Origin of the sequence: Arenibacter troitsensis, from assembly GCF_900177645.1 — a bacterium.
GTDB classification, from domain to species: domain Bacteria; phylum Bacteroidota; class Bacteroidia; order Flavobacteriales; family Flavobacteriaceae; genus Arenibacter; species Arenibacter troitsensis.
The window spans coordinates 451,984-475,421 of sequence record NZ_FXAO01000002.1 but is presented as its reverse complement, the minus strand read 5'-3'; the positions used below and the strand labels follow the sequence as shown (position 1 = coordinate 475,421).

Below are 23,438 nucleotides of genomic sequence, written 5' to 3'. Positions count from 1 at the left end.
TTGGTAAAGATTGGTTGGTTAATTGGTATTATTTAAAGTCGGTTACTCTTAGTTGTTTTTGGTCCCAGTATTCGTCTGTCCTGAATTCATAGGTAGTAGGGTTATAGGAACCTACCAATTCTACGTTGGTTTCGGCCGGTATTGGTAGATCCATTGCCCAAAACACGGCATTTACGACTAATCTTCGCGTTCCTTCAATAGTAAAATCTACTGCTGAAAAGGCTGTGGAAGTAAAGGCCTTTCCTTTTTTTCCTCCCGGAATTTGATAGGTTTTGGTCCAGGCTACCGGCATCAGTGGTGCACTAACATCTTTTCCTGCATTATTGGTTTTGGCCTCTTCATCATCCGTGGGGCGCATGCCATAGAATATATCATTCTCGTCAAATTCGCCTTTTCTGTTCATTACCTTGCCATATATTATAGGTTGGGCATCTCCGGACATGGGCAAACGCACTTCATAAACATCGGCCGAGGCCCACACGTCCCCGTCTGCAATACCATTTGCAATTCCAGAGGTTTTCCCCGCATCGGCTACAAAGCCTTTGGTACTTTGATGTTTGTGGTGCCCGTGATGGCTCACCCATTTTTCACCAAGAACAAGTCGACCAAATCCGCCTTCCCATTCCTTTAGATCGCCATTATAGGAGTTGCCGTAATGTTTGTAATTGGATACGTCCTCATCCTTAAAGTTGAAGGCATGTGTAGCTGTTCTTAGTCCGATGACTGGTTTGCCTGCCGTAAGATAATCATCAATATGTTTCATTTGATCATCGGGCAAAGCTCTGAACCTTGTAGAGATAATCATTAAGTCGGCACTGTCAAGGGCTTCCAGACCAGGTATGTTTTTTACATAATTGGCATCTATTACTCCAGGCTTGGCCGGATCTTGGGCGAACAACACAGTGCAATTAAAACCATGGTGTTTGGAAAGGATTTTGGCCAATTGTGGCATCGATTCCTCAGAACGGTATTCTTCATCACCTGAAATCAGGACTATATGCTTTGCATTCTTATCATTACCTTCAAATGTAAGCCACTGTTCAGTAGTAACCGCAGTTGTTTCGATTGCCGTTTCATTTGTTTTGGCCTCTTTTTGCTCTTTACAGGCGATCATAGAAAGGCAAATAAGGATAGGTAATAGGTTTTTCATTAATTTTTTTTTATTGAATTCATTTTGAAAATAAAGAACTGGATTAATTATTAAATCCCCATTCCTTCTTTGATTAATTTCAAGCCTTTGGTGTAAATTTCCTCTGAAGGAGAGTAATCCCGCCAAACATTAATGGCATTGGCAAACTCCGGTATAATGGTGCTAAAGGCTTCTATGGTTAGCCAGCCGTCATACTTTATATCCTTCAGGGCAGAAAAGACGTCGTCCCAATGCACTTGTCCACTTCCGGGCGTACCCCTATCGTTTTCGCTAATATGTACGTGCCTTAAATGGGGGGCAATGGTTTTAATGGCCTGGCCCTGATTTTTTTCTTCAATATTGGCATGGTGTGTGTCGAACATGGCACCTAAATTGGGATGGTTTACCTCTTGGACCATATTACCAAGGTCGGCCATTGTGTTGTATAGGTAGCATTCAAATCTGTTCACAGCTTCAGGAGTAAGTATAATATTTGCTTTTTGGGCATATTCGGCTGCTTTATAGAGCATCTCATTACTCCACTGTTTTTCCTGTAAGGTAGGTGGTTGGCGGGTAAATAGGGCAAAGGTGGAATGAAAAGGACCACATATCACTTCAACATTGGCGGCCTCGGCCATATCAATGGTCCACTTTAAACGTTCCAGGCCTGCCTCCCTTGTCTTTTTATCGGGACTGGCAATATTTTGCTCTGGAGATAATGCACCTACTGCAGTAACACCCATTTCTATACTGGAAAAATGCTTGCCTAATTTTGTATAATGTTTTAGGTCCCCATCACCTAAGAAGAGCTCAATCCCATCATATCCAGTTTTTTTTAAGGTATCTACAATATCAAAGTGTTGCTCTGTGACATGGTTAGTCCAGAGCAACATATTCATTCCAATTTTCATTCTATAATTTTATGTGTTTTCTAATAGTCTGTTACAGCTTGGCCACTAGTAGCTTCAGCGGCATCGGTGTTTTTGCGTTTTTTAACCCAAAACCAGAGTATGGTAAATAGGACGATCAAAATAGCAGGGAAGGCTACCATGGTGCCAAGTGTGGCCTGTCCGGAAACCAATTCCAATTCATCACCGGTAAATCCTGCGGCAGCGGCTTCGGCTTTATCAGAATCGATCCATCCCCCAATAATGGGTTGGAATATAGAGGAGGAGAACATACCTACAGCACCAATAATGGACATTCCCAAGGCGCCACTTTTTGGTATTTTGTCGGCAACAAAACCAATCATATTGGGCCAGAAATAAGCAATTCCCAATGCAAAGAAGATGGCAGCAATATAGGCCATGGTTCCAGTTTGGGTGCTAAAAAGATAAATGCCTATTGTTGCCAGAACGGCTGAACCCAATAGTACTCCTGTTTGATCGAATTTGTGAACAACTTCACCGCCAAAATAACGGGCTACTGCCATTAATCCTGTAACCAGGGCCAGTATGATCATAGGTTCTGCACCACTCTTGGACAAGATAAGGCCTACCCATTGTTGTGGGCCAAATTCGGAGATAGCGGTTAAAGACATACAAACAATCATGAAAATAAATAGTGGGGACACCATGGCCTTTAAATTACCACTAAGGGTGGCAGCCGCTTCAACCTTGGCTTTTGGCCATGCCTGCCCAAAGTATAAATAGGCATAGATCAAGGTAGGAATCATTATCACCCAGATCTGTGTTTCCCAGCTTAAACCTGCATCGGTCATAAACTTGGATATTAGACTACCTAAAACAATACCTCCTGGGAACCACATATGGAAACGATTCATCATTCTGCTCATCCTAGTTCCTGAATAGGCATCCGCAATCATAGGGTTACATGCGGCTTCGGTACATCCATTTCCCAGACCGATCAATAAGGTGGAAATTAGCAATCCCACATAACTGCCGGAATAGATGGTTAAAATAATTCCTAAGGCATGTGCAAAAAAGGCAAATTGCATAATGGCCTTTCCCCCAACCTTATGATAGATTAATCCTCCGATAACCATGGATATCGGAAAGCCAAAGAACCACATGGAATTAATAAAGCCTAGTTGTTCGGCACTTAAACTTAGTTCTTCTCCGAGCTGTGGTAGAATCCCAGCCCTAATGCTAAAAGAGAATGCGGTTGTGATTAATGCGAAACAGCTACCGTAAAACAGCCTGTTGGCATTGGTTTTTTGTTGATCATTTGAATTTTCCATTGGATTTAATAGATTTTTAATTAGATGGTGTATAATTTAATTTTTGATTTCAGTGTATAAGTTTAATCTCTTTTTTACAATAATCATAATTTATTTTTAATTGTTTTATCAAATAATAAATTAATGATAGTCTATTTTACGCTTTTGTTACTTAGCTTTTTTTTATTTGCCTAAGGCAAATCCATGGTCTTATAAAACCAAAAAATTAAAAGCTGATAAATTTAAACTTTAAAGATTTTTTAAAGTTCCTGTATCCTACTAAATAATGGTACTTTTTTGCCATTTACATATATTGGTTCCTAGTCCAAAAAAATAAAATTCATTGCACCATATAATATGTATAATATATAAGGTAGAACAGTTTTGTTATAAGTAACCAGAAATCGACGGCTAATATGGTAAGGATAAAATATGCTTATAATTTATTAGTGAAACTCAATTTTGAGAAGTCGGTAAGACGAACTTAAAATTGCAAGTTGACCTAATCCCGCCTTTTTTGGCGGGATCTAGGTTCAATACCTCGACCCTTGGGTCGATTCCTATTATTGGGTTCAGGGCTTGCCCTGAGGTTTAATGCTTTTTATTTAGACCAAGTTTTAAGCTTTGGTAAATAGGTTGGGATTGGTTTTTACCTGAATTTAATCTTAAACTTCTAAATAATTTTGGCTCCCATAGGGTGAGGGCCATATTTTACGCTTTTAGGATATGCTTGTTTTGATATTCAAAAATAATTTTCGGTATTCATGTGGGCTCATTTGGACGATTGCCTTGAATTGTCTATTGAAGTTGGATAAGGCATTAAAACCGCACTCGTAACTTATCTGGGAGATATTCAAATTATCTTCCAGTAATAATTTTCTTGAATGCCCTATTCTGATTTCATTTACAAAGCGGGTAAAGGTTTTGTTTGCCCGGGGTTTAAAATACCTGCAGAAGGAGGTGGTGGTCATATTGAGCATTTCCGATATTTCTTCCAACGATATTTTGGTTTTGAAATTTGTCATGACATAGTCGTAGACAATTCGCATTTTATCCGCGTCATCGCCCTTAAAGACATTGGTATACCCCGGACTGGATAAAAGGTGGTATTCTTCACTATTGGCAAGGATATCTATTATTTCCAATAATTTAATAATTCTTCTAAACCCCAGTTCATTATTGATCTTGTGGATAAGCCTATTTATTTTATTGCGGGTTTCCCCATAAAACTCCATACCCCTTACCGAATTTTCCACGAACTTGTTTATGTTGTAAAACTCCTCCTTGCCCAATAAGGATTCACTAAAAAGATCGTGGTCAAAATAAATTACCAGACCTCTTGTAGACAGCTTGCTGTTCTTGTCAAAATAAGCATCATCGCTACGCCACAAATGAGGAAGGTTTGGGCCGGTAACAACTAGGTCGCCTTTTTCAAAAGATTGGACGTGGTCTCCCACAAATCTCGTCCCTTTGCCCTCGGCAATTAAAGATATCTGGTAGTCCGGATGAAAATGCCAGTTTGGATTGAAGTAGGGGCCAACCATATCCTTGAAAATAAAAGTTTCCTTGGTGGTTAAGGTTTTTTCAATGTTGGGGGTACTCATAAATTTCCTGATTGAATTTTATTTTGGCTAATTTAAGACAAAAAAGTGTCATCTTTTAGTAAGATATAGGGAATATCCAATCAGATAGTATTTTAGATTTGTAAACCTAAGTTTTTATTGTCAAATTTTATCCGTGTAAATTTTAAGAATAGTGTATAAAAATTGATAATATATTTAGATATTGACAAACAATATGGCTTAATGTGCCCGTTGGTCATCCATGGAATTTTATACATTGATTATCTCAAACACTACAAGGTTTGGCATTGGAATGGTTCCTGTAACGGGGATATTAGATTTGTATTATTATGTTGGAATCAGTAATTTACAGAGGTTCTTTTTTTGGGAAGATCACATGGAATGCCATATGGTCTTTCTTAGTGGTTGGTGTGCTTGTTTCCTGTGGTGACAAGGATAGCAAAAGAGCTGTGGTTCTAGGTAATAAATATACGGAACAATTGATAGTGCAGGTAGAAGGCGAGGAGCTGGAGAATGATGGTCCCAAGTGGAATATGGAGGCCGTAAACGCTGAAAGAAATCCTAATGATTATCGCATAACATATAATGGCCTGAAAGGTCCGGGAAAGGGTAAGCATATTGTTTTCGTTGCTACCGATCATGAATATAGAGGGGAGGAAACCTTACCGGCATTGGCAAGGATTTTGGCCAAGAGATATGGTTTTAGCTGTACCGTGGTATGGGCTTTGGACGATGATGGCAATATCTTGCCTGGAGGGTCTGATCTTAAAGGACTCGATGTGCTTGAAGAGGCAGACCTTATGGTAATGTTCATGAGGTTTGCAAATTTTGAGGATGCGCAGATGCAATATATTGATGATTATCTTAAAAGGGGAGGGGCTGTTATAGGATTGCGAACTTCTACCCATGCTTTTAAAAACGCCGATAATCCCAATTGGAAACATTATGACTATAAATACGATGGGGAAAAAGAGGCTTGGCACGGTGGATTTGGGGAAGTAGTATTAGGAGAGACCTGGGTTGGGCACTATGGCAAGAACCATCAGCAGGCCTCCAAACTGATATTGGAAGAAAATAATAGGGAGCATCCTATAATGCGAGGAGTGCAAAGTGCATGGGCTCAATGTGGAGGCTATAACGCCTACCCCAAGGGTAAGGATTTGAAGATATTGGCTCGGGGAAGGGTGTTGAACGGGATGACCCCGGACGCTGCACCGGACACAAGCAAGGAAGAGCTTCCTGTGGCTTGGGTTAGAACATATCAATTGGAATCGGGCAAGCCTGGGCGGGCATTTACCACTACCCATGGGGCTTCGGAAGATATCCTGAATGAAGGTTTTCGAAGAATGCTCATCAACGCCTGTTTTTGGGGATTGGAAATGGAAGAAGAAATTAAAAAGGACAATCCGGTAGATTTTGTAGGGGGCTATGAGCCAACTACTTTTAACTTTGAGGGGTATCAGAAAAATGTAAAACCTTCCGATCTTGCAGGTTGGGAGTCTATTATAATGCCAAGAAAATAATAATAACGATTAAATCAACAGTTATGCCAGAAAACAATTTTCCTAAACTCCACAACGCTTCGTGGCCCGGTGTGGTAGGTAAAGGACCTGATTCAGAGCCACCTATTTCTATAGATACCATGATTGAGCTTACTGCCAATGCGGAGGTAGATGGGGTTAAATTTGACGGATTTGACCTTTTTGTTGCCGACCCTCATTTGGATATTGATTCCAATGATGATGGTATTAAAAAAATGGTGGATAAGGCAAGGGCCAAAAATCTTGAAATTGGTAGTTTGGTAGCCCCTGTCTGGGCCGGAACAGGGGGAGGCTCCGCAATGGGGTCTAGGGAAGAGCGCAATCAGTTTGTAACCCAGGTTCGCAAGGCCTGTATCATAGGCAAAAAACTGCGTGATCTAGGGATTCGTCCCAATGGGGTCATTAGAATAGATTCGTCCGTTGATCCGCATAGTTGGGCCGCGGATCCCGTGGCCAATACCAAATTGATTGCTCAGACATTCCGTGAGGCCTGCGACGTGGCCGCCGATTATGGCGAGGCCTTAGCTGCTGAAGGTGAAATTTGCTGGGGAGGAATGCACGGTTGGAAGACCATGGTGAACACCCTAGAGGCCGTAGATAGGCCTAATATAGGATTTCAAGCCGATATGGCCCATACCTTGTTGTATCTCTTGGGGTATAATAAGGAGGACGAAAGAATTTTACCTAAAGACTTTGACTGGAGTGACCGTGCAACATTGACCGAAGGTCTTAAGACTGTAACTGCAGCGCTTCGCCCATGGACGATTGATTTTCACGTGGCTCAAAATGATGGTACCGTATTTGGCTCGGGATCCCATGATAAAACCGGAAGGCACTGCCAGGCTACAGATCCAAATGGAAAATTGGATATTGCAGTTGACGCAGGTCATTGGTTGCGCGATGAAAATGGAGTCCTTACCAAAAAAATAAGGCATATTTGTTGGGACGGATGTATGTTCCCCAATGATGTTATGATGCAGCCCAAAACTTGGAACGACATTTTAGGCGCTATGATAAAAGTGCGTCAACTACATGGTTGGTATGAAGCTCCTTAGTAGTGGGTTTCAAAATTAGGCGCAATTCAAAAAAGTTTAAATTCAATTAAAAAAAATAGAGTATACATGTCAAGTAAAAAGGAGTTACGAATAGGAATGGTAGGTTACGGATTTATGGGTAGAACCCATTCCAATGCCTATAGGAGGGTAGGTAATTTTTTTCCAGAGTTGAAGTATCAACCGGTTTTAAAGGCTATTTGCGGACGTAACAAAGAGCGTACCCAAGCATTTGCGGATCAATGGGGTTATGAATCCATAGAAACGGATTGGAAAAAGTTAATTGCCCGTGATGACATTGATGCCATAGATATATGTACTCCCAACAATATGCACGCCGAAATTGCCATTGCAGCGGCAGAAGCTGGGAAAATGGTTTTGTGTGAAAAACCGTTGGCACGTACAGTGGCTGAAGCCCAACCGATGGTTGATGCCATTGAAAAGGCAGGAGTACCCAATACCGTTTATTTTAATTATAGAAGATTGCCTTCGGTAACTTTGGCAAAACAACTTATAGATGCCGGTAAATTGGGTAAGATTTTTCATTATCGTGCCAATTTTTTACAGGATTGGACCATTAGTCCAGAGCTTCCACAAGGTGGTGAGGGCCTATGGCGCTTGGATAATGATGCGGCCGGATCTGGTGTAACAGGAGATTTGTTGGCGCATTGTATAGATACTGCTATGTGGTTGAATGGTGGGATCAAGGATGTTTCCGCCATGACCGAAACTTTTATAAAGGAAAGGGTACATACCGGTACTGGTGAAAAACAAGAGGTAACCATTGATGACGCTTGTATGTTTCATTGCCATTTTGATAATGGTTCTTTGGGTCTTTTTGAATCCACAAGATATGCTAGAGGGCATAAGGCTTTATATACTTTTGAAATTAATGGGGAACATGCCTCTATAAAATGGAACTTGCACGACCTAAGTCGCTTGGAGTATTTTGATCATAGGGATGAATCCCAAGAGAGAGGATGGCGTTCCATCCATGTAACGGATGGCGACCATCCCTATATGGACAAATGGTGGGTGCCGGGACTTTCTATTGGGTATGAGCATAGCTTTGTACATCAAATAGCGGATTTCCTTAAGGCTCTAGAGGAGGGCAAGCCTTGCTCGCCTACCTTCAAGGAAGCTCAAGAAACCCAAAAAGTTTGCGAGGCCGTTTTGGAATCTGCCAGAACCAAGAGCTGGAAAGATACTGGGGTTAAATGGTAACTTTCAAATTTTTCTGATAAAGGAAGTTCATAGTTTAGAATTGAATTATCAATTTTTAAACTTTAAATAGAACATGAAATTAAAATTAACAAATTATTGCTATGAGTAATTCTATAAAAGGATTTTGTCTTCAGTCCAACGAGAAAATATATCCAAACTCCGGTCAGTCGGTCCTCAGTAATTCAGCGGTTGTAGATATGGAAATCCCTCCATTGAAGGAAGGTGAAATATTGGCAAAAACACTGTATACCGGAATTTGTGGCTCGGATAATAGTGCAACTATAGGCAAGGCCAATTTTGATTGGGTGCAGCGTCCTAGGGTAATTGGGCACGAGTTTAGCGCCGAGGTTTTGGAGTTGGGTCCTGGTGACCACGGTGACCTTAAGGTTGGGGATATTTTTACGCCCTTGGCCATGTTGGGCTGTAGGGAAGAGGATTGCCCGGCATGCAGCGTGTCCAAATGGAATTTATGCCCCAAAAAGGAAATCATCGGTTTTCATAGAAATGGGGGATTTGGACAACAAGTAGTTTTGGAGTCGGATCGAGTAGTGCCTTTAATGAAAGGTCTTACCCCGGCCCAAGGTGCCTTGGTGGAACCTTTGTCTATTATAACCAATGCACTTTATAACAAATGCGACATTAAGCCAGGACAGGACGTTGTGGTTACGGGCTGTGGAATCATAGGTATGATGTCTGCGGAAGTAGCACGTGCAGCAGGAGCAAGAGTGGCAGTAACCGGAATTGCCCACGATCGTGATATCCGTTTAAAAAGGGCAAAAGAAAGAGGTTTTATTACCATTGAGGTGTCACCTGAAAATTCTTTGACCTCCCAGTTGCTAAATGGCATCACCGATGATAAAGGTATTCCTTTTGGTACTAATGGAAAGGTAGATCTTCTTATAGAATGTTCCGGCGTTCCACCTGTACTTACAGAGGCGGTAGGTGTTGTAAAACCTGAAGGGGATATATGTGTTATTGCTACCTATGGAACGGATGTACAGATCAATGCCACTCACCTTACACGAACCTCCTTAAACATGAGGGGGTCCATGGGATCTTGCAGGGCAGACTATATGGCCGCACAAAAATTGATGGTAACCGGTATATTTCCTTCAGAACACTACACGGACTACTACGATTTTAAAGATATTAATCAAGCTTTTGAAGATTCGATAAAGGCAAATAATATGAAGGCCGTTGTAAAAATGAACTGATAACACATTAGTTCTTGTACAGGCCTACAACCTAATATTAAAAAAAAACTAGCATTAAGGATTATGCACAAAATATTTATAACAGGAGGTACCGGCTGTATAGGATCGGTCACGATTTATAAACTTCTACAATCAAAGGAAGTCGGGAAAATTGTTATTGCTACCCGCTCCAATAATGTGGACCCATTAAAATTATGGCTACCGGATGATTTGGATTCCCGTCTGGAGTTCGTTACTCTGGATGTTTCCAATTACAAAGAGATTGAAAGGGTTTTGTTGGAGGTGGACCCCACTCACATCATTCATTTAGGGGCCTACCAAAGTCCGGATTGTTCCCGAGATCATATTGGTGGCATGGAAATAAATACAGGAGGTACAATGGCGCTCTTTGATGCGGCTGAAAAACTGACCAATCTCAAGAGATTTGTTTTTGCCAGCTCGGCCGCGGTTTATGGAATGAGGTCCATGTATCCACAAGAAATCATTAATGAGGATGTTCCCTTGGCCCCGCCCAATCACTATGGCATATGGAAATTATCGGGGGAACACTTGGCACGTTTATTTCATGATAACACCAAAATACCTACCGTTTGCCTGAGGTTGAACACCACCTATGGAAAGGGTAGGGACAAAGGAAAGACCTCTGCCCCCACCAATGCCTTAAAGGCCATAGTCTTAGGGGCAGTGGATGGAAAAGTAATTCCTTTTGAAATGCCATACCAAGGAAGGGAAAACTACCATTTTGTAGAAGATGTGGGGGCTCAATTCGCTGCCTGTGCGCTACAGCCCTACCAAGGTTTTGGCGCCTTTAACATACAGGGAGAGACCATTCCAATCACCTCATTCTTGAGTATCATAAAAGAACAGGCTACTGCCTTGGGAATGGGGGAATATGTATCATTATCTGTCATGGATGGTGCTCCGCCCAACCTCTTCGTTTGCGATTTGGACCATAGTAAAATAGCGAGCACATTTAAGAATTTGCCTTTGACCGACATAGCTGAGGGGATCCGAAATTCCTTGATAGAGTTTAAGGCTATGGCAGAAAAAGGCATATTAAAATATTCTACTGCTGCCTCATGAAAGAAATAGGAATAGGATTTATTGGGGCGGGAGACATAGCCGATTTACATGCAGAGGCCATAAATAATTTACCTGGTGCCCAACTTGTGGGTCTTTGGAACAGGACTTTTGAGAAAGGGGCAAAAAAGGCAAAAATCTTTGGATGTAAGACTTATAAAACGGAGGATGAATTGTTTCAAGACCCCCAAATCGATGCGGTTTTCATATTGACCAATATGGAGACCCATTGTGATTATACCATTAGGGCGGCTAAGGCAGGAAAACATATATTGGTGGAAAAACCGGCAGCCTCTAGTATTGCTGAGTTGGAGCTGATGCAGGAAGCTGTTAAAACGGCTGGTGTTAAATGTATGCCGGTCCATAATTATATCTATGAGGCAGGGATAAAGAGGGCAAAATCAATGATTGAGAGCGGTAAATTGGGCGATATTTCCCAATTCTATATGATGTACAATATACATCATGCCGAGGATATAAGAGCGCGCTATCCTGGGGTCATAAGACAGATATTGACCCATCACAGTTATACCATGTTATATTTGGCAGGACAGCCCAAAACGGTTTCTTGTTTAAAACATACGGTAGATACGACCATTGCTCCACAAGAAAATGTAGCCATGGCGAATATTAAGATGCAGAATGGTACCTTGAGCCATTTATCGGCCAGTTTTGCCAATGATGATCATGCAGGAGATCCATGGACTTGTATTATAAAAGTTATTGGAACAAAAGGAAGTACTAGATACAGCTATCGGGATTGGGTAATAAATGACCGTAATGGTGCCCATTCACAAACGTATCAGTGTTATCCTGAGTCGATAAAGAATACGGCAACACATTTCATAAACAATGTATTGCGAAACAATGAAGAGGCACTTTCCAGCCTTGAGGATGCCATTACATGCCAACGAATTATAGAGGCTTGTGAAAAATCTGAAAAAGAAGGAATTCACGTGAATATCAATTAATTATATACCAAACAAAAGATGAATATTAACAAAAAAGTTGCCTGGGGAAAGTTGTTTCTAATGATTTTCCTGTTCCTTGGTTTCTACAGTTGTAGTAAAGAGGAAGACAATACATTAAATATTTCCCCTAACTCCCATATCGTTCTAGTGGGTAATAATTTAGGATCACGAATGATGAACTTTGGGCATTTCGAAACTGAAATGCAACTTCGTTTTCCCAACGATTCATTGTTTATTCGCAATATGTGCGATGGTGGTAATACACCTGGATTTAGGCCGCATGCTTCACGAAATTCACCATGGGCTTTTCCAGGTGCCGAGAAATTTGAGCATGAGTCGGGACAAGCCATACATTTTGAGGATGATGAAAACGGACGTCGGTCTGGCCCTATAGGGCATTTTCCTTCCCCAGATGAATGGCTTACCAACCTAAAAGCGGATATCGTCATCGGATTTTTTGGATATCCCGAATCTTTTGAAGGTCCGGAGGGCGTGGATAATTACAAGGAAGAATTGCGAGCCTTTATCAAGCATACACTTAGTCAAAAATATAATGGTTCAACTCCACCTCAATTGGCACTGGTTTCACCAATTGCCTTTGAAGATCTTTCCGATAAGATGGATTTGCCTGATGGAAAAAAGGAAAATGGCAACCTAGAGCTTTATACAGCCGCCATGAAGGAAATAGCAGCAGAGGAAGGAGTTCTCCTTGTGGATGCCTATGAGCCAACCAAAGAATGGTACCAAACGGAAAGTACAGATTTAACACAAGACGGATTTCAATTGACCGATTATGGCTATCAGAAGTTTGCCCAGTTATTGGCCGATAAAGTTTTTGGTACCAAGAAAAGTAAGGCGGAGGAGAACCGTGAATTGGTACTTGAAGCCGTAAACGAAAAAAATTGGTTCTGGCATAACGATTTTAAGATTCCAAATGGTGTTCACGCCTATGGAAGACGATATGACCCATTTGGACCTGATAATTACCCTTACGAAATTGAGAAAATACGTCAGATGACCGCCATTAGGGATACGGCCATTTGGCAGGCCCTTGAAGGTAAAAAAATGGATTTGGCCAAAAGCGATGCCAAAACCAGAACATTGCCCGAAGTGGAAACCAATTATAAGCCTAGCAACAAAAATGGAAATCCTGAATATTTATATGGCAAGGATGCATTGGACAAGATTAAACCGGCGCCAGGGTACAAGGTAGAACTTTTTGCTTCGGAAGTGGAGTTTCCCGATCTTGCCAATCCGGTACAGGTATCCTTTGACAACAAGGGAAGGCTTTGGGTAGCGGTAATGCCGAGTTACCCACACTATAAGCCCGGAGATAGCAAGCCCAATGATAAATTACTGATACTGGAAGATACGGATGGTGATAATAAGGCAGACAAACAAACCATTTTTGCAGATGGACTTCATCTGACTATCGGTTTTGAATTTGCTCCTGAAGGGGTTTATCTTTCACAAGGTACAAACTTGGTTCTTCTAAAGGATACGGATGGGGATGATAAGGCCGATGTAAAGGAAATCGTTTTAAGTGGTTTTGATGACCACGATACCCACCATGCCATTAGTGCATTTACGGCCGACCCATCTGGGGCAATTTATATGGGAGAAGGGGTGTTTCTTCATACCAATGTGGAAACCGCGTATGGAACCGTTAGGGGTACCAACGGTGGGTTCTATAGGTATAGCCCACAAAGACATTATTTGGAACGCACGGCACAATTGCCCATTCCAAATCCATGGGGAATTGCGTTCGATGATTGGGGGCAACCGTTTTTTGAACATACTTCAGGCCCATCAGCAACCTGGATGATGCCGGGAACCATTGTTCCTAGGTATGGTGTAAGTTCGCCCTTACCAGAAAACCTTATAGAGAAAGACCATTTGGTGAGACCCACTTCAGGCTTGGAATTTGTGTCCAGTAGACATTTTCCTGAAGCGGCACAGGGAAATATGTTGATCGCCAATACCATTGGATTTTTAGGAATCAAAGAGCATTCCATGGTAGATGACCCTAAAACAGCTGGTTATGTTAGTAAACATCAAGAGGATCTAATTTCTGCAAGTGATAAGAATTTTAGACCGGTTGATATGGAATTTGCTCCTGATGGCTCCTTGTACTTCATAGATTGGCACAATGTACTTATTGGTCATATGCAGCACAATGCACGTGACCCGCTACGTGATCATGTCCATGGCAGGGTATACAGAATTACCTATCCATCAAGACCTTTGGTAGAACCTGCCAAGATCGCTGATGCCAGCATTGACGAACTTTTGGACAATCTTAAACTTCCAGAGTACCGTACCCGTTATAGGACTAAAAGGGAATTACGGGCCAGGGATGCCTCTGAAGTATTGTCAAAATTAAAAACATGGGTGGCAAACTTGGATGCCAAGGATTCAAAGTACGAGCATCATGTATTGGAGGCCCTATGGGTTACTTGGGGATTGGACCAGGTGGACGGGCAATTGCTTAAGCAGGTGCTGAATGCAAAGGATTTCAGGGCCCGTTCAGCGGCAGTGGGTGTTCTACGTTATGCCGGACACCAGATTCCTGATCAGGCGGAACTATTGATGCAGGCCGCCAAAGATGACAATCCAAGAGTAAGGCTGGAAGCCTTGGTTGCGGCCTCATGGTTGGGAAGGGATGTTGGAATTCCTATTATTACAGAATCTGGTAAAAAAGGATTGGACAAATGGATGGAAAAACCCTATGAATCCGCGCTAGCGCATTTAAATGGTCACAAAGCCGGGGAAGAACCTAAAGAGGTGATAAAGACCGATTTAAAAGGTAAGGATTTGGAACTATTGGTTGCCGGAAGGGAAATTTATATGAGGGATGGCTATTGTGCCACCTGTCACCAAGCGGACGGGCAAGGACTGGATGCTTCGGGTTTCCCTCCCTTAGCAGGATCCGAATGGGTAACAGGTAATGTGGATCGATTAATAAAACTAACCACCAAAGGTCTTATGGGACCCATCGAGGTGAATGGTAAGACCTATCCCGGCCAGGTGCCTATGACACCTTTTGGAAATTTACTTACTGCAGATGAAACTGCAGCTGTATTGACTTATGTAAGAAATACTTTTGGTAATAAGGCTTCCCCAATTTCGCCGGAAAAGGTGAAAGAGGTACGTGAACAAATCAAGGATAAGCAAGGCTTTTATTCGCCGGAGGAGCTGTTAAAAGAGCACCCTCACGGCAAATAATTGGGTAAAAAGTCAATTTAACTTTTGGTTAAAGGCTGGTAAAGGATATTCCTTTTTCCGGCCTTTTTCCTTTTTGTACAAATTTGAACCAATTTTGAGAGACGTTTTGGGTATTGCTACAATTGAACTGAAAAATATTTATTTATAATTCATTCCTGTTCAAATATAAGGAATGGGGATTTTGAATTTAATTTATACTAAGGCCAGAAATATGGTTCCTTTTTGCTAAGTTTTTGTTAAAAGCCGTTGTTTTTTAGGTTTATACATTAATTCGCCATATTATTCCTGATTAATGTGTTAAGTTTTAATATGTTTATGCGACTAAAAAAATTTAGGACACTTATTATTAATAGTTGAACAGTAAAAACTAGTTATTAAATATGGGAAGGCCGGCGACAAAACCAACGGAACTTAAGGACGGATATTATATTGAAGTTCGAAATAGAAACCAGAAAACTGGGGGTATAAAAATTAGAAGGGACACTGAGGAGCAAATGCTTCTTGCCCTGGAAGAATATAAGAAGAGCAAGGACGTAACAGTACTTGGAGAATTAAAGAACGGTAAAATGTTGGATTTGGCAGGTTAGCCCGCCAAAATTCGGTATGTTAATAATCTCCCTGCCTTCCATTGGGCAGGGTTATTTTTTACCAAAACCTTTCTACTTGGCCACAAGGATTATTTTGGTTTCAAAATCATCGCTGTTTAAAAATATAATGGTCATAAGATTATTATGTCCCTCTTGTAGCCGATAGTGTAAAAATATTTTAAGGCTCTAGGTGTTGGCAATTTTATATGGCTTATTGGGGTTATGGCTCTCCTTAATTCATTAAAATGAAAACCAGTATACCGGAAAAGTAACCAATCAAGGCCAGCCAAGCTATCTTGCGCAAGTACCATAAAAAATCAATTTTCAGAATTCCCATAGCAGCCACTCCTGCGGCAGAGCCTATTACAAGTACGCTACCTCCAGTACCCGCACAATAAGCCAAAAAAGTCCAGAATTCATGATCTTGGGGAAAGATTTCCATAGAATACATGCCCATGGCACCTGCCACCAACGGCACATTATCTATTAATGATGACAAAAGCCCCAATAAGGTATTGGTGATATGAAAATTTTTAAAAGTGGTTTCCAGGGCACTTCCCAGATACTCCAGGGAGCCATTGGTTTCAATGGCAGCGACCGCTAAGAGGATTCCCAAAAAGAAAAGAATACTTGGGGTGTCAATTCTTTGAACCGTAGCGGCAACGGATAAATGGTGCTTTAGTTCAATGGGCTTTTTTTTATGCAGTATTTCCGTAGTTAGCCACAAGATACATAAGCTGAATAGCATACCCAAAAATGGAGGTAAATGGGTAATGGCTTTAAATACGGGTACCATTAAAAGTAGGCCTACTCCCAAAAGTAAAATAAAATTACTTTCCTTAGGACTAATTTGTTGGATCTTAGGAGTGGTCGGAACTTCTGCCTCAATGATTTTGCCCTGAAATTGATATGAGACAATAAGCAAAGGAACCAATAGACAGACCAAGCTAGGTAAAAACACTTCGGTGATGATGGTGTTTGTGGAAACTTGTCCCCCGTTCCAAAGCATAATTGTGGTAACATCACCTATGGGCGACCATGCACCACCTGCGTTCGCAGCAATGATGATAAAACCTGCAAAATACCATAGGTCCGTTTTATTGGTCAAAAATTTCCTTAAAATGGCCATCATTACTATGGTAGTGGTGAGGTTGTCCAATACAGCAGATAGGAAAAAAGTGAGTATACACAATACCCATAGCAACACAAGCATGCTGCGGGTCTTTATGACCCTTAGGATAATTTCAAAACCGTTGTGGATGTCTATTAATTCAACGATGGTCATAGCTCCAAGCGGAAAGAAGAGAATTTCTGCGATTTCCTCAAAATGTTCCTTAAGTCTTATTATGGTTTCTGAAAAATCTACTCCCGTATGGGCAACAATAACCCATAAAATTACTCCCAAACACAGTGCGGTAGCTGCTTTGTCAATTTTAACGACATGCTCTAGAGCTATGAGCATATAACCGGCAATAAAGAAAAGGGCTGTAATTAGCATGATAGTAATTTTAGAAATCTATGGTCTGTTCTCATCACATTTTCAGTTTGGCCTGAGTTGGGTCAGGAAATTAGTAATTGGTAATTATTTTGGTTAGGATCTACTTTCCTAATTGAATTGAATTAAGGAAGAATTATGACTTTGGAATGGTACAGTTGCCCATTCTTTCTTTTCTATAAGGCCGGAAGGCACTTACTAAATGAAACCTTATTTAGATGCTATGTGCATAGGAAGAACCAGTGTTTTAAATAGGCAAGGGGATAAATAAGAAATGGCAATGGTCAAAACCCTATAATATCTAATTGCCAATTCTAAGGTATAAATAATAATCGTTAATAGATTGTTAAAAATATATCTGGTCATCAATATAGTGCAGCGCTTACATTTTATTAGTGAAACTCAATTTTGAGAAATCAGTAAGACGCACTGAAAATTGCAAGTTGAACTAATCCCGCCTTTTTCGGCGGAATCTAGGTGCAATACCTCCGATCCCTTGGGGCGATTCCTTTTATTGGGTTAAGGGCTTGCAATGAGGTTTCATACCTTAATTTAGACCTCTTTATTTTTTAGGTAACTAAATTTCGGAAATATGGGTATTTCATGTTGTACAAACATAGATCCCTTCTTTTACTTTAGTAGGGAAATTTTCAAAATGTAAGGGTTGAAAATAGTATCACTTAGGGATATAATTGAATATGAGGGTGCCTAAAAGTGAAAAAGTAAGACACGGTTTATGGACATTTATTGGTTAATTAGATCGAGACCTCTTAAAACAAATATTTTATTTTCTTTACCAAGTTCATAGATAAGTTATAAGGGGGATATCTAAGAGGTGCATCAAACCAATTCGCTTTTTTGATTATGGATTTCTGATGTGAAAATAGGTCAAAGGACCTTTTGCCGTGATAGGCGCCTATACCACTTGTACCGACCCCGCCAAATGGAAGCTTCTTATTCGTGATTTGAATTACGGTGTCGTTGATAGCGCCTCCGCCAAAACTATACCTATTGATTATTTTTTTTTGGAAAGCTTTGCGGTTGGAGAATATATAAGTGGCCAAGGGTTTGCCATAATTGGATAAATGCCTCTCTATATCATCTTCATTAGTGTAGGCTATTATGGGTAGAATGGGCCCGAAAATTTCGCCCTTCATCAATTTACTGTCCAATTTGGGCTCATTCACAATCGTAGGTTCCAGATAATTATCTTCATTATTGCTATTACCGCCAAAAAGAATTTCCTCGCCTTTTAGCATATCTTTTAAACCTTCGAAATGAGCTTTGCTAACCGTGCGCGAAAAATCCGGAGATTGTTCTATATTTTCTCCATAGCATTTGGTTATGTTATGTTTTAATGCCGCCACAAGTTTGTTCTTCACTTCTTTGTGAACAAGTATATAATCAGTGGCAATGCAGGTTTGGCCTGCATTTAAAAATTTGCCCCAAACTATGCGTTTTGCGGCCAAATTTATGGAAGCTGTTTCGTCCACTATGGTTGGATTTTTGCCTCCAAGTTCCAAGGTGACCGGAGTAAGGTGTTTTGCGGCCGCTTCATACACTATTTGCCCAACTCGGGTACTTCCTGTAAAAAATATGTAGTCCCATTTTTGGGCCAAAAGGTCTTGGGATACTTCCACACCTCCCTCTACAACGGTAACATGTTCCGGTACAAAAACGGCACTGATAATTTCGGAAATGATCGATGCCGTATGCGGTGTAACCTCGGAAGGTTTAACCACAACCGTATTTCCCGCCGCAACAGCTGCGATCATAGGGGCAAATGCCAATTGAAATGGATAGTTCCAAGGGGCAATGATCAAAACCGCACCATAGGGCTCTTTGTATATCCAATCTGAAGATGGCCAATTTATAAAAGTGCCAGATTTTCTTTCAGGACTGGCCCACTGGTCAATATTATGTAATGTCAATTTTAATTCCGCCAGGACGAATTGTGTTTCTGCTGCCAAGGTCTCAAATTTGGGCTTTTTAAAATCTCGATAAATGGCCTCGGCTATATCACCCTCACGAGCAACTATTTCTTTGTATAACCGCTTCAAGGCTACTTTTCGGAATGAAACATCCTTGGTCTTTTGCTTGCTAAAAAAATCGCGCTGTTCTTCTAATATCCTCATGGCATCAAATTAAGATAAAAAACATCTCCAAACTTATTCGTTCGGGGATATTATAAAAATTATATATTAAATCACATCAAAATGAAAGTGAATATTGGAACTAATTCAATCGTTATATTTTGTATTCAGTTCTAACTTTAATGTAAGAATGATAAGGGGAAACATATTGATGTTGTTATTTTCTTAGCCAGTTTCCCTGGTTCAATGCTTCAGTGACAGGATATATTCGGCAACCGCCATTTTGGCTTCCTCCGATAAATAATTTTGTGGCGGCATTTCCGGGTAGTCTTCCCTTAGGTTTTTTGGTGCCGTGATATAGTCTACTATACCTTGGGGATTGTCGTGGTGAATTGCCTGAAGGATTTCGGTTGGTGGACCTATCAATCTGGTGCCAAAAGCGTGACAACCTGCGCATACCCCATAATATGTAAGCTCGCCCAACTCTTCTTTGGATACGGATCTTGGGGGTACGGGTGATGGGGTCATCATAGTTACTATGTGCTCGGTATCGGTAATTTGGGCTACTCCGTAGCCATCCAATCCAAAGGTTCGGAATTTGTTCTTATCCCTTATGGTACTGCCAGTTCCACCTCCATAGGCAAAAATGTCGGGCCCCTTCGTGTCCAATTGGGTAAGTATAATTGCCTTAATTTCACCCGTGGGGTCATTGCCGTTATTGAACATGATATTATCCAGTATAACGACCCTGTCCGGATTTCCTTCGGAATTGGGGTCATTTGCCTTTGGAGCACCGGTAGCGAGATCTACTATGGTAATCCCTGTATTATTATTTCCTGTAATAATGTTGTTCTCTACAATGACATCATCGGCAGCCATAATTAAAATACCCGTACCCGATGGAATTCCGGAAACTGTAGAACCAGGGGCACCAAAGTTTTCATGGTTGTTGTTTATCACAAAGTTATTGCGCAGTATAACATCAAAGGTGGTCTTTATGGGAAGGCCAGGGGTTACAAATGCTAGGAGTCCCCCTGTATTATTATGGGCATAATTGTTTTCTACCAAGCAGTGCCTGGAATTTTCAATCTCTATTCCCGCAACATTATCAAATACTTCGTTATGTCTTACATCTACATTATCGCACATGCCGATATATATGGCTGCATCAGCAATTTTGCTCAGCACGTTATGTTCCACCAGCCCGTTTTTACCATACTGAGGAAAGATGCCATAAACCCCGGTATCAATAATCCAGTTATTGCGGATAATAAAATTGTTACCGGCTTGGCCCATTATGCCATTGCCTTTGTAGTTGATTATTTTGAAATTCTCTATAAGAATTCCATTACCGGAATACAGGAAGGCATCGTTTATTTCTTTTTTGCCATCCAAGGTGGGCCATTCTCCTTTGATTACTACGCCTTGTAAGCTAATATCATCCTTATCAATGTATACGTTCTCCGAATACGTTCCTGGATATACGCGTATTAGATCTCCTGGATTTGCCTCTTTTACGGCATCTTGAATGGAGGAACCCTTTCTTACTTCTATGATTTTTCCTGTAAATGCTCGATTGGAAGCTACTTCTATAGTGTCGTTTTTGAGCCCTATATTTCTATATTTTATGGTGGAAGGAATAGGAACAGTCTCCACATTATTTTGTCCAAAGAACGATTTGCCTATGAACACCCCAATACCCAATAGTATAATGGAACCGAGGATTTTTAAAAAAGGTGATTTTTTCTTCATTTTTTAATTGATTTTTAATTAAGAGGATATATGAAGTCCTGAAGGCAGTACCTCCGGAACTTTTGGTTTAAATGATTCGTCGGTCAGGGTTTTGAGAAAATCCACTAAACGGTCCAATTCGTAATCGGTTAAGTTGGGTTCCCATATGTGCCAATGGATCAATAAGTTCTCGCCATCAGGTACCGCATGGCCCCTTCCGTCCGTATAAAATTGAACGGTTTCACGAAGGGTTTTAAATCTACCTGAGTGCATATAAGGTGCAGTTTGTGCTATATTTCTTAGACTGGGGACCTTAAATGCCCCTCTTAGGCTTTTGTCATTAAAAGGGATTTCGGCCCCAGGATCTAACGGTAATCCGTCTGGTTCTGGAGTACCGATTACAGCAAATTGTTGGTTGGTAAATAGGGGAGGGGTGTGGCACTCTGCACAGCGAGCCACGAAAGATCTAAATACATTAAGTCCTTCTATTTCGTTTTTGTTCAGGGCTCCGTCATAGCCATGTGCATATTGGTCATATCTGCTATTCAAAGAAACCAAGGAAGATTGAAAGGCCGCTATGGCGTTAGTGATTTCCTTGAGCAAAATGGGCTCATCCTTATGCCTGTTGGGATACGCCTCTGCAAATAATTTTTTATAATTTTCAATATCATTGATGGTCCTGAGTAAATTTTCTGGTGTATTTCCCATTTCTATCTGGGAAAACAAGGGTTCCAACATTTGCTCCTCCAAGGTAGAGGCGCGACCGTCCCAAAAGAGCTTTTTTAGATAGCCGACATTATAAAGGGAGGGTGCGGCCCTTTTCAATTTATTGTTATCTATACCACGGCTAACTGCGAGTCCATCACTTAATCCTTTGTTGGGATCGTGACATGAGGCACAGGAGACGGTGTTGTCGACAGACAGGACAGGGTCAAAAAATAAATACCTTCCCAAATCAATTTCCTGTGGAGAAAAACCATCCCTAATTTCCGGTAGGGCCGATTTTAGACCACCTACCCCGGCCTTGTTGGTTGTAGCGTATTGATTATATAGGTTTTTTGCAATGCACTCATTGTTTTCGTTCAGCTTAAATCCAGGTGGGCAAGAACTTTTTAAGAGGGGAACCGGATAATAGCTGGAAGGTCTTTGGCCCGCAAAAAATGCCAATGCCAAGATACCTAGTATTACCACTGGTAGAATTGCTTTTAAAATGACCTTACTTATTACCATTTGGTCTTAATTTATACTTCAGTTGTTCAATAGTATATAGGACTGTATATGCACCAGGTCACCCTAGAAATTAATTGCCACATTTGAACCAACAGGTCTCACTTGTTTCTGAAAACAAATCTGCGATACCCTGTTCATCGGATTAGGCAGATACATTGTTGGTACAAATTAACAATGGTGTTTCAACTAACTATTATGTCTACTAAACTTTGTGATGAAATCTCCCTATTTGGGATTAATGGGACATTTTTTTTGGTTGTAGTATTTTTTCAAACTCGGTTTTAAAACCTAATGAAACAGGAATTTTTTCCTCTGGGATATATTGGATATTAAGGGCGTACCCTTTTTTGGTTTTCTTTGCGGAGTTGATGTATACCGTATTGATCATGTAGGACCTATGGACGCGGATAACCTTAGGGTCCGAGATTATTTCATCCAACTCCTTGAAACTCATTCTAATAAGTTCCTTGCTGATTTTTTCTCCTGTAAAGTAAAAGAGTTCCAGATAATTTCCTGCAGATTTGATATACAATAATTGGTTGTATTTTATGGCCAATACCACCTTATTGTTTTCCCCGTGTAGAATCAATAATTCACTGTTTCCTTCGGTACTTGTATCTTTTATGTTGTATTGAATTTCTTCTTTAAAGAAGGATAATTTTTGGTTGATTTGGGCATACCATAAAAACAGTGTATAGGGCACCACCACTACTAAACCTATTTGCCAAAAGGTAAGCAGGAATTCCGAAATTAGTTCTTGAAGCGATCTCATTGACGGACTATAGGCAATCTCGAATATAATGGCCATGATTCCCATTTCCATAAGTCCCCATGGGAGCAAGCTATAGATTTTAAACCTTATGGGACCAAATATAGTACGAAGAAGAAACTGGGTAAATATAAGTACACTAAAGCCTATAAGGACAAACTCCCAATAATAATTTTTGCCCCATTTATTAATGTTGTATGGCGCATATAAATTGATGAAAATGAAAGAATACAGGCAAATAAAGCCGATTAATAGAAGTTTGTTTCTTGTGGAATCCAGATAGGGGATTTCCTGTTTTAATATTGCCTCTATACGCTTCCTCATATGTTGGACCG

The 23,438-nt window shown here is 40.8% G+C and carries 17 protein-coding genes; 8 read left to right on the top strand and 9 right to left on the bottom strand.

Annotation, left to right across the window (positions count from 1 at the left end; all coding sequences use genetic code 11):
* Nucleotides 1–28: 28 nt before the first annotated feature.
* The 4 genes from B9Y87_RS06620 to B9Y87_RS06605 form a co-directional block, all read right to left on the bottom strand.
* Nucleotides 29–1,150 (bottom strand): ThuA domain-containing protein, encoded by a 1,122-nt coding sequence (locus B9Y87_RS06620; protein ID WP_085497357.1) that lies wholly within the window; start codon nt 1,148–1,150, stop codon nt 29–31.
* A gap of 50 nt (nt 1,151–1,200) precedes the next feature.
* Nucleotides 1,201–2,040 carry a sugar phosphate isomerase/epimerase family protein gene (locus B9Y87_RS06615; protein ID WP_085497355.1) on the bottom strand — a complete coding sequence of 280 codons (840 nt, stop codon included), beginning with the start codon at nt 2,038–2,040 and terminating at the stop codon, nt 1,201–1,203.
* A gap of 20 nt (nt 2,041–2,060) precedes the next feature.
* Entirely contained in the window at nt 2,061–3,329 is a 1,269-nt protein-coding gene (locus B9Y87_RS06610) for an MFS transporter (protein WP_085497353.1), read from the bottom strand.
* Between the two features lie 698 nt (nt 3,330–4,027).
* The gene (locus B9Y87_RS06605; RefSeq protein WP_085497352.1) at nt 4,028–4,912 is read right to left on the bottom strand and encodes an AraC family transcriptional regulator; all 885 of its coding nucleotides are present in this window, start codon (nt 4,910–4,912) and stop codon (nt 4,028–4,030) included.
* Between the two features lie 308 nt (nt 4,913–5,220).
* Here B9Y87_RS06605 and B9Y87_RS06600 point away from each other — a divergent pair, with 308 nt between their 5' ends.
* From B9Y87_RS06600 to B9Y87_RS06565, 8 genes are all read left to right on the top strand, one after another.
* Nucleotides 5,221–6,414 carry a ThuA domain-containing protein gene (locus B9Y87_RS06600; RefSeq protein WP_217807492.1) on the top strand — a complete coding sequence of 398 codons (1,194 nt, stop codon included), beginning with the start codon at nt 5,221–5,223 and terminating at the stop codon, nt 6,412–6,414.
* Nucleotides 6,415–6,437: 23 nt separating this feature from the next.
* The gene (locus B9Y87_RS06595) at nt 6,438–7,487 is read left to right on the top strand and encodes a sugar phosphate isomerase/epimerase family protein (RefSeq protein ID WP_085497350.1); all 1,050 of its coding nucleotides are present in this window, start codon (nt 6,438–6,440) and stop codon (nt 7,485–7,487) included.
* Between the two features lie 66 nt (nt 7,488–7,553).
* Nucleotides 7,554–8,708 carry a Gfo/Idh/MocA family protein gene (locus B9Y87_RS06590; protein ID WP_085497348.1) on the top strand — a complete coding sequence of 385 codons (1,155 nt, stop codon included), beginning with the start codon at nt 7,554–7,556 and terminating at the stop codon, nt 8,706–8,708.
* A gap of 101 nt (nt 8,709–8,809) precedes the next feature.
* On the top strand, nt 8,810–9,922 hold the full coding sequence (locus tag B9Y87_RS06585) for a zinc-dependent alcohol dehydrogenase (RefSeq protein ID WP_085497347.1): 1,113 nt from the start codon (nt 8,810–8,812) through the stop codon (nt 9,920–9,922).
* A gap of 63 nt (nt 9,923–9,985) precedes the next feature.
* Nucleotides 9,986–11,005 carry an NAD-dependent epimerase/dehydratase family protein gene (locus B9Y87_RS06580; protein WP_085497345.1) on the top strand — a complete coding sequence of 340 codons (1,020 nt, stop codon included), beginning with the start codon at nt 9,986–9,988 and terminating at the stop codon, nt 11,003–11,005.
* Nucleotides 11,002–11,973, top strand: a complete 972-nt coding sequence (locus B9Y87_RS06575; protein WP_085497343.1) for a Gfo/Idh/MocA family protein — start codon at nt 11,002–11,004, stop codon at nt 11,971–11,973. The genes B9Y87_RS06580 and B9Y87_RS06575 overlap by 4 nt, the downstream gene beginning before the upstream one ends.
* 18 nt (nt 11,974–11,991) lie before the next feature.
* Nucleotides 11,992–15,198: a PVC-type heme-binding CxxCH protein gene (locus tag B9Y87_RS06570; protein ID WP_085497342.1), complete on the top strand. Its 3,207-nt coding sequence runs from the start codon at nt 11,992–11,994 to the stop codon at nt 15,196–15,198.
* 380 nt (nt 15,199–15,578) lie between these two features.
* Nucleotides 15,579–15,785 carry a hypothetical protein gene (locus B9Y87_RS06565; RefSeq protein WP_031443295.1) on the top strand — a complete coding sequence of 69 codons (207 nt, stop codon included), beginning with the start codon at nt 15,579–15,581 and terminating at the stop codon, nt 15,783–15,785.
* Between the two features lie 232 nt (nt 15,786–16,017).
* Here B9Y87_RS06565 and nhaD read toward each other — a convergent pair whose 3' ends face one another.
* The 5 genes from nhaD to B9Y87_RS06540 form a co-directional block, all read right to left on the bottom strand.
* A complete protein-coding gene (gene nhaD, locus B9Y87_RS06560) occupies nt 16,018–17,283 on the bottom strand; it encodes a sodium:proton antiporter NhaD (protein ID WP_217807491.1) in 1,266 nt (421 codons plus the stop codon).
* A gap of 767 nt (nt 17,284–18,050) precedes the next feature.
* Nucleotides 18,051–19,415, bottom strand: coding sequence for an aldehyde dehydrogenase (locus tag B9Y87_RS06555; RefSeq protein WP_085497339.1), 1,365 nt, complete (start codon nt 19,413–19,415; stop codon nt 18,051–18,053).
* A 201-nt stretch (nt 19,416–19,616) separates the two neighbouring features.
* Nucleotides 19,617–21,125: a parallel beta-helix domain-containing protein gene (locus B9Y87_RS06550; RefSeq protein ID WP_085497337.1), complete on the bottom strand. Its 1,509-nt coding sequence runs from the start codon at nt 21,123–21,125 to the stop codon at nt 19,617–19,619.
* Nucleotides 21,126–21,143: 18 nt separating this feature from the next.
* Nucleotides 21,144–22,334, bottom strand: a complete 1,191-nt coding sequence (locus B9Y87_RS06545; RefSeq protein WP_085497335.1) for a cytochrome-c peroxidase — start codon at nt 22,332–22,334, stop codon at nt 21,144–21,146.
* Nucleotides 22,335–22,569: 235 nt separating this feature from the next.
* The gene (locus B9Y87_RS06540) at nt 22,570–23,427 is read right to left on the bottom strand and encodes a LytTR family DNA-binding domain-containing protein (RefSeq protein ID WP_085497333.1); all 858 of its coding nucleotides are present in this window, start codon (nt 23,425–23,427) and stop codon (nt 22,570–22,572) included.
* Nucleotides 23,428–23,438 lie beyond the last annotated feature (11 nt).

Coding starts and splice junctions, on each gene's coding strand:
- B9Y87_RS06620 (WP_085497357.1), bottom strand. CDS start 1,150: ATGAAAAACCTATTACCTATCCTTATTTGCCTTTCTATGATCGCCTGT.
- B9Y87_RS06615 (WP_085497355.1), bottom strand. CDS start 2,040: ATGAAAATTGGAATGAATATGTTGCTCTGGACTAACCATGTCACAGAG.
- B9Y87_RS06610 (WP_085497353.1), bottom strand. CDS start 3,329: ATGGAAAATTCAAATGATCAACAAAAAACCAATGCCAACAGGCTGTTT.
- B9Y87_RS06605 (WP_085497352.1), bottom strand. CDS start 4,912: ATGAGTACCCCCAACATTGAAAAAACCTTAACCACCAAGGAAACTTTT.
- B9Y87_RS06600 (WP_217807492.1), top strand. CDS start 5,221: ATGTTGGAATCAGTAATTTACAGAGGTTCTTTTTTTGGGAAGATCACA.
- B9Y87_RS06595 (WP_085497350.1), top strand. CDS start 6,438: ATGCCAGAAAACAATTTTCCTAAACTCCACAACGCTTCGTGGCCCGGT.
- B9Y87_RS06590 (WP_085497348.1), top strand. CDS start 7,554: ATGTCAAGTAAAAAGGAGTTACGAATAGGAATGGTAGGTTACGGATTT.
- B9Y87_RS06585 (WP_085497347.1), top strand. CDS start 8,810: ATGAGTAATTCTATAAAAGGATTTTGTCTTCAGTCCAACGAGAAAATA.
- B9Y87_RS06580 (WP_085497345.1), top strand. CDS start 9,986: ATGCACAAAATATTTATAACAGGAGGTACCGGCTGTATAGGATCGGTC.
- B9Y87_RS06575 (WP_085497343.1), top strand. CDS start 11,002: ATGAAAGAAATAGGAATAGGATTTATTGGGGCGGGAGACATAGCCGAT.
- B9Y87_RS06570 (WP_085497342.1), top strand. CDS start 11,992: ATGAATATTAACAAAAAAGTTGCCTGGGGAAAGTTGTTTCTAATGATT.
- B9Y87_RS06565 (WP_031443295.1), top strand. CDS start 15,579: ATGGGAAGGCCGGCGACAAAACCAACGGAACTTAAGGACGGATATTAT.
- nhaD (WP_217807491.1), bottom strand. CDS start 17,283: ATGCTAATTACAGCCCTTTTCTTTATTGCCGGTTATATGCTCATAGCT.
- B9Y87_RS06555 (WP_085497339.1), bottom strand. CDS start 19,415: ATGAGGATATTAGAAGAACAGCGCGATTTTTTTAGCAAGCAAAAGACC.
- B9Y87_RS06550 (WP_085497337.1), bottom strand. CDS start 21,125: ATGAAGAAAAAATCACCTTTTTTAAAAATCCTCGGTTCCATTATACTA.
- B9Y87_RS06545 (WP_085497335.1), bottom strand. CDS start 22,334: ATGGTAATAAGTAAGGTCATTTTAAAAGCAATTCTACCAGTGGTAATA.
- B9Y87_RS06540 (WP_085497333.1), bottom strand. CDS start 23,427: ATGAGGAAGCGTATAGAGGCAATATTAAAACAGGAAATCCCCTATCTG.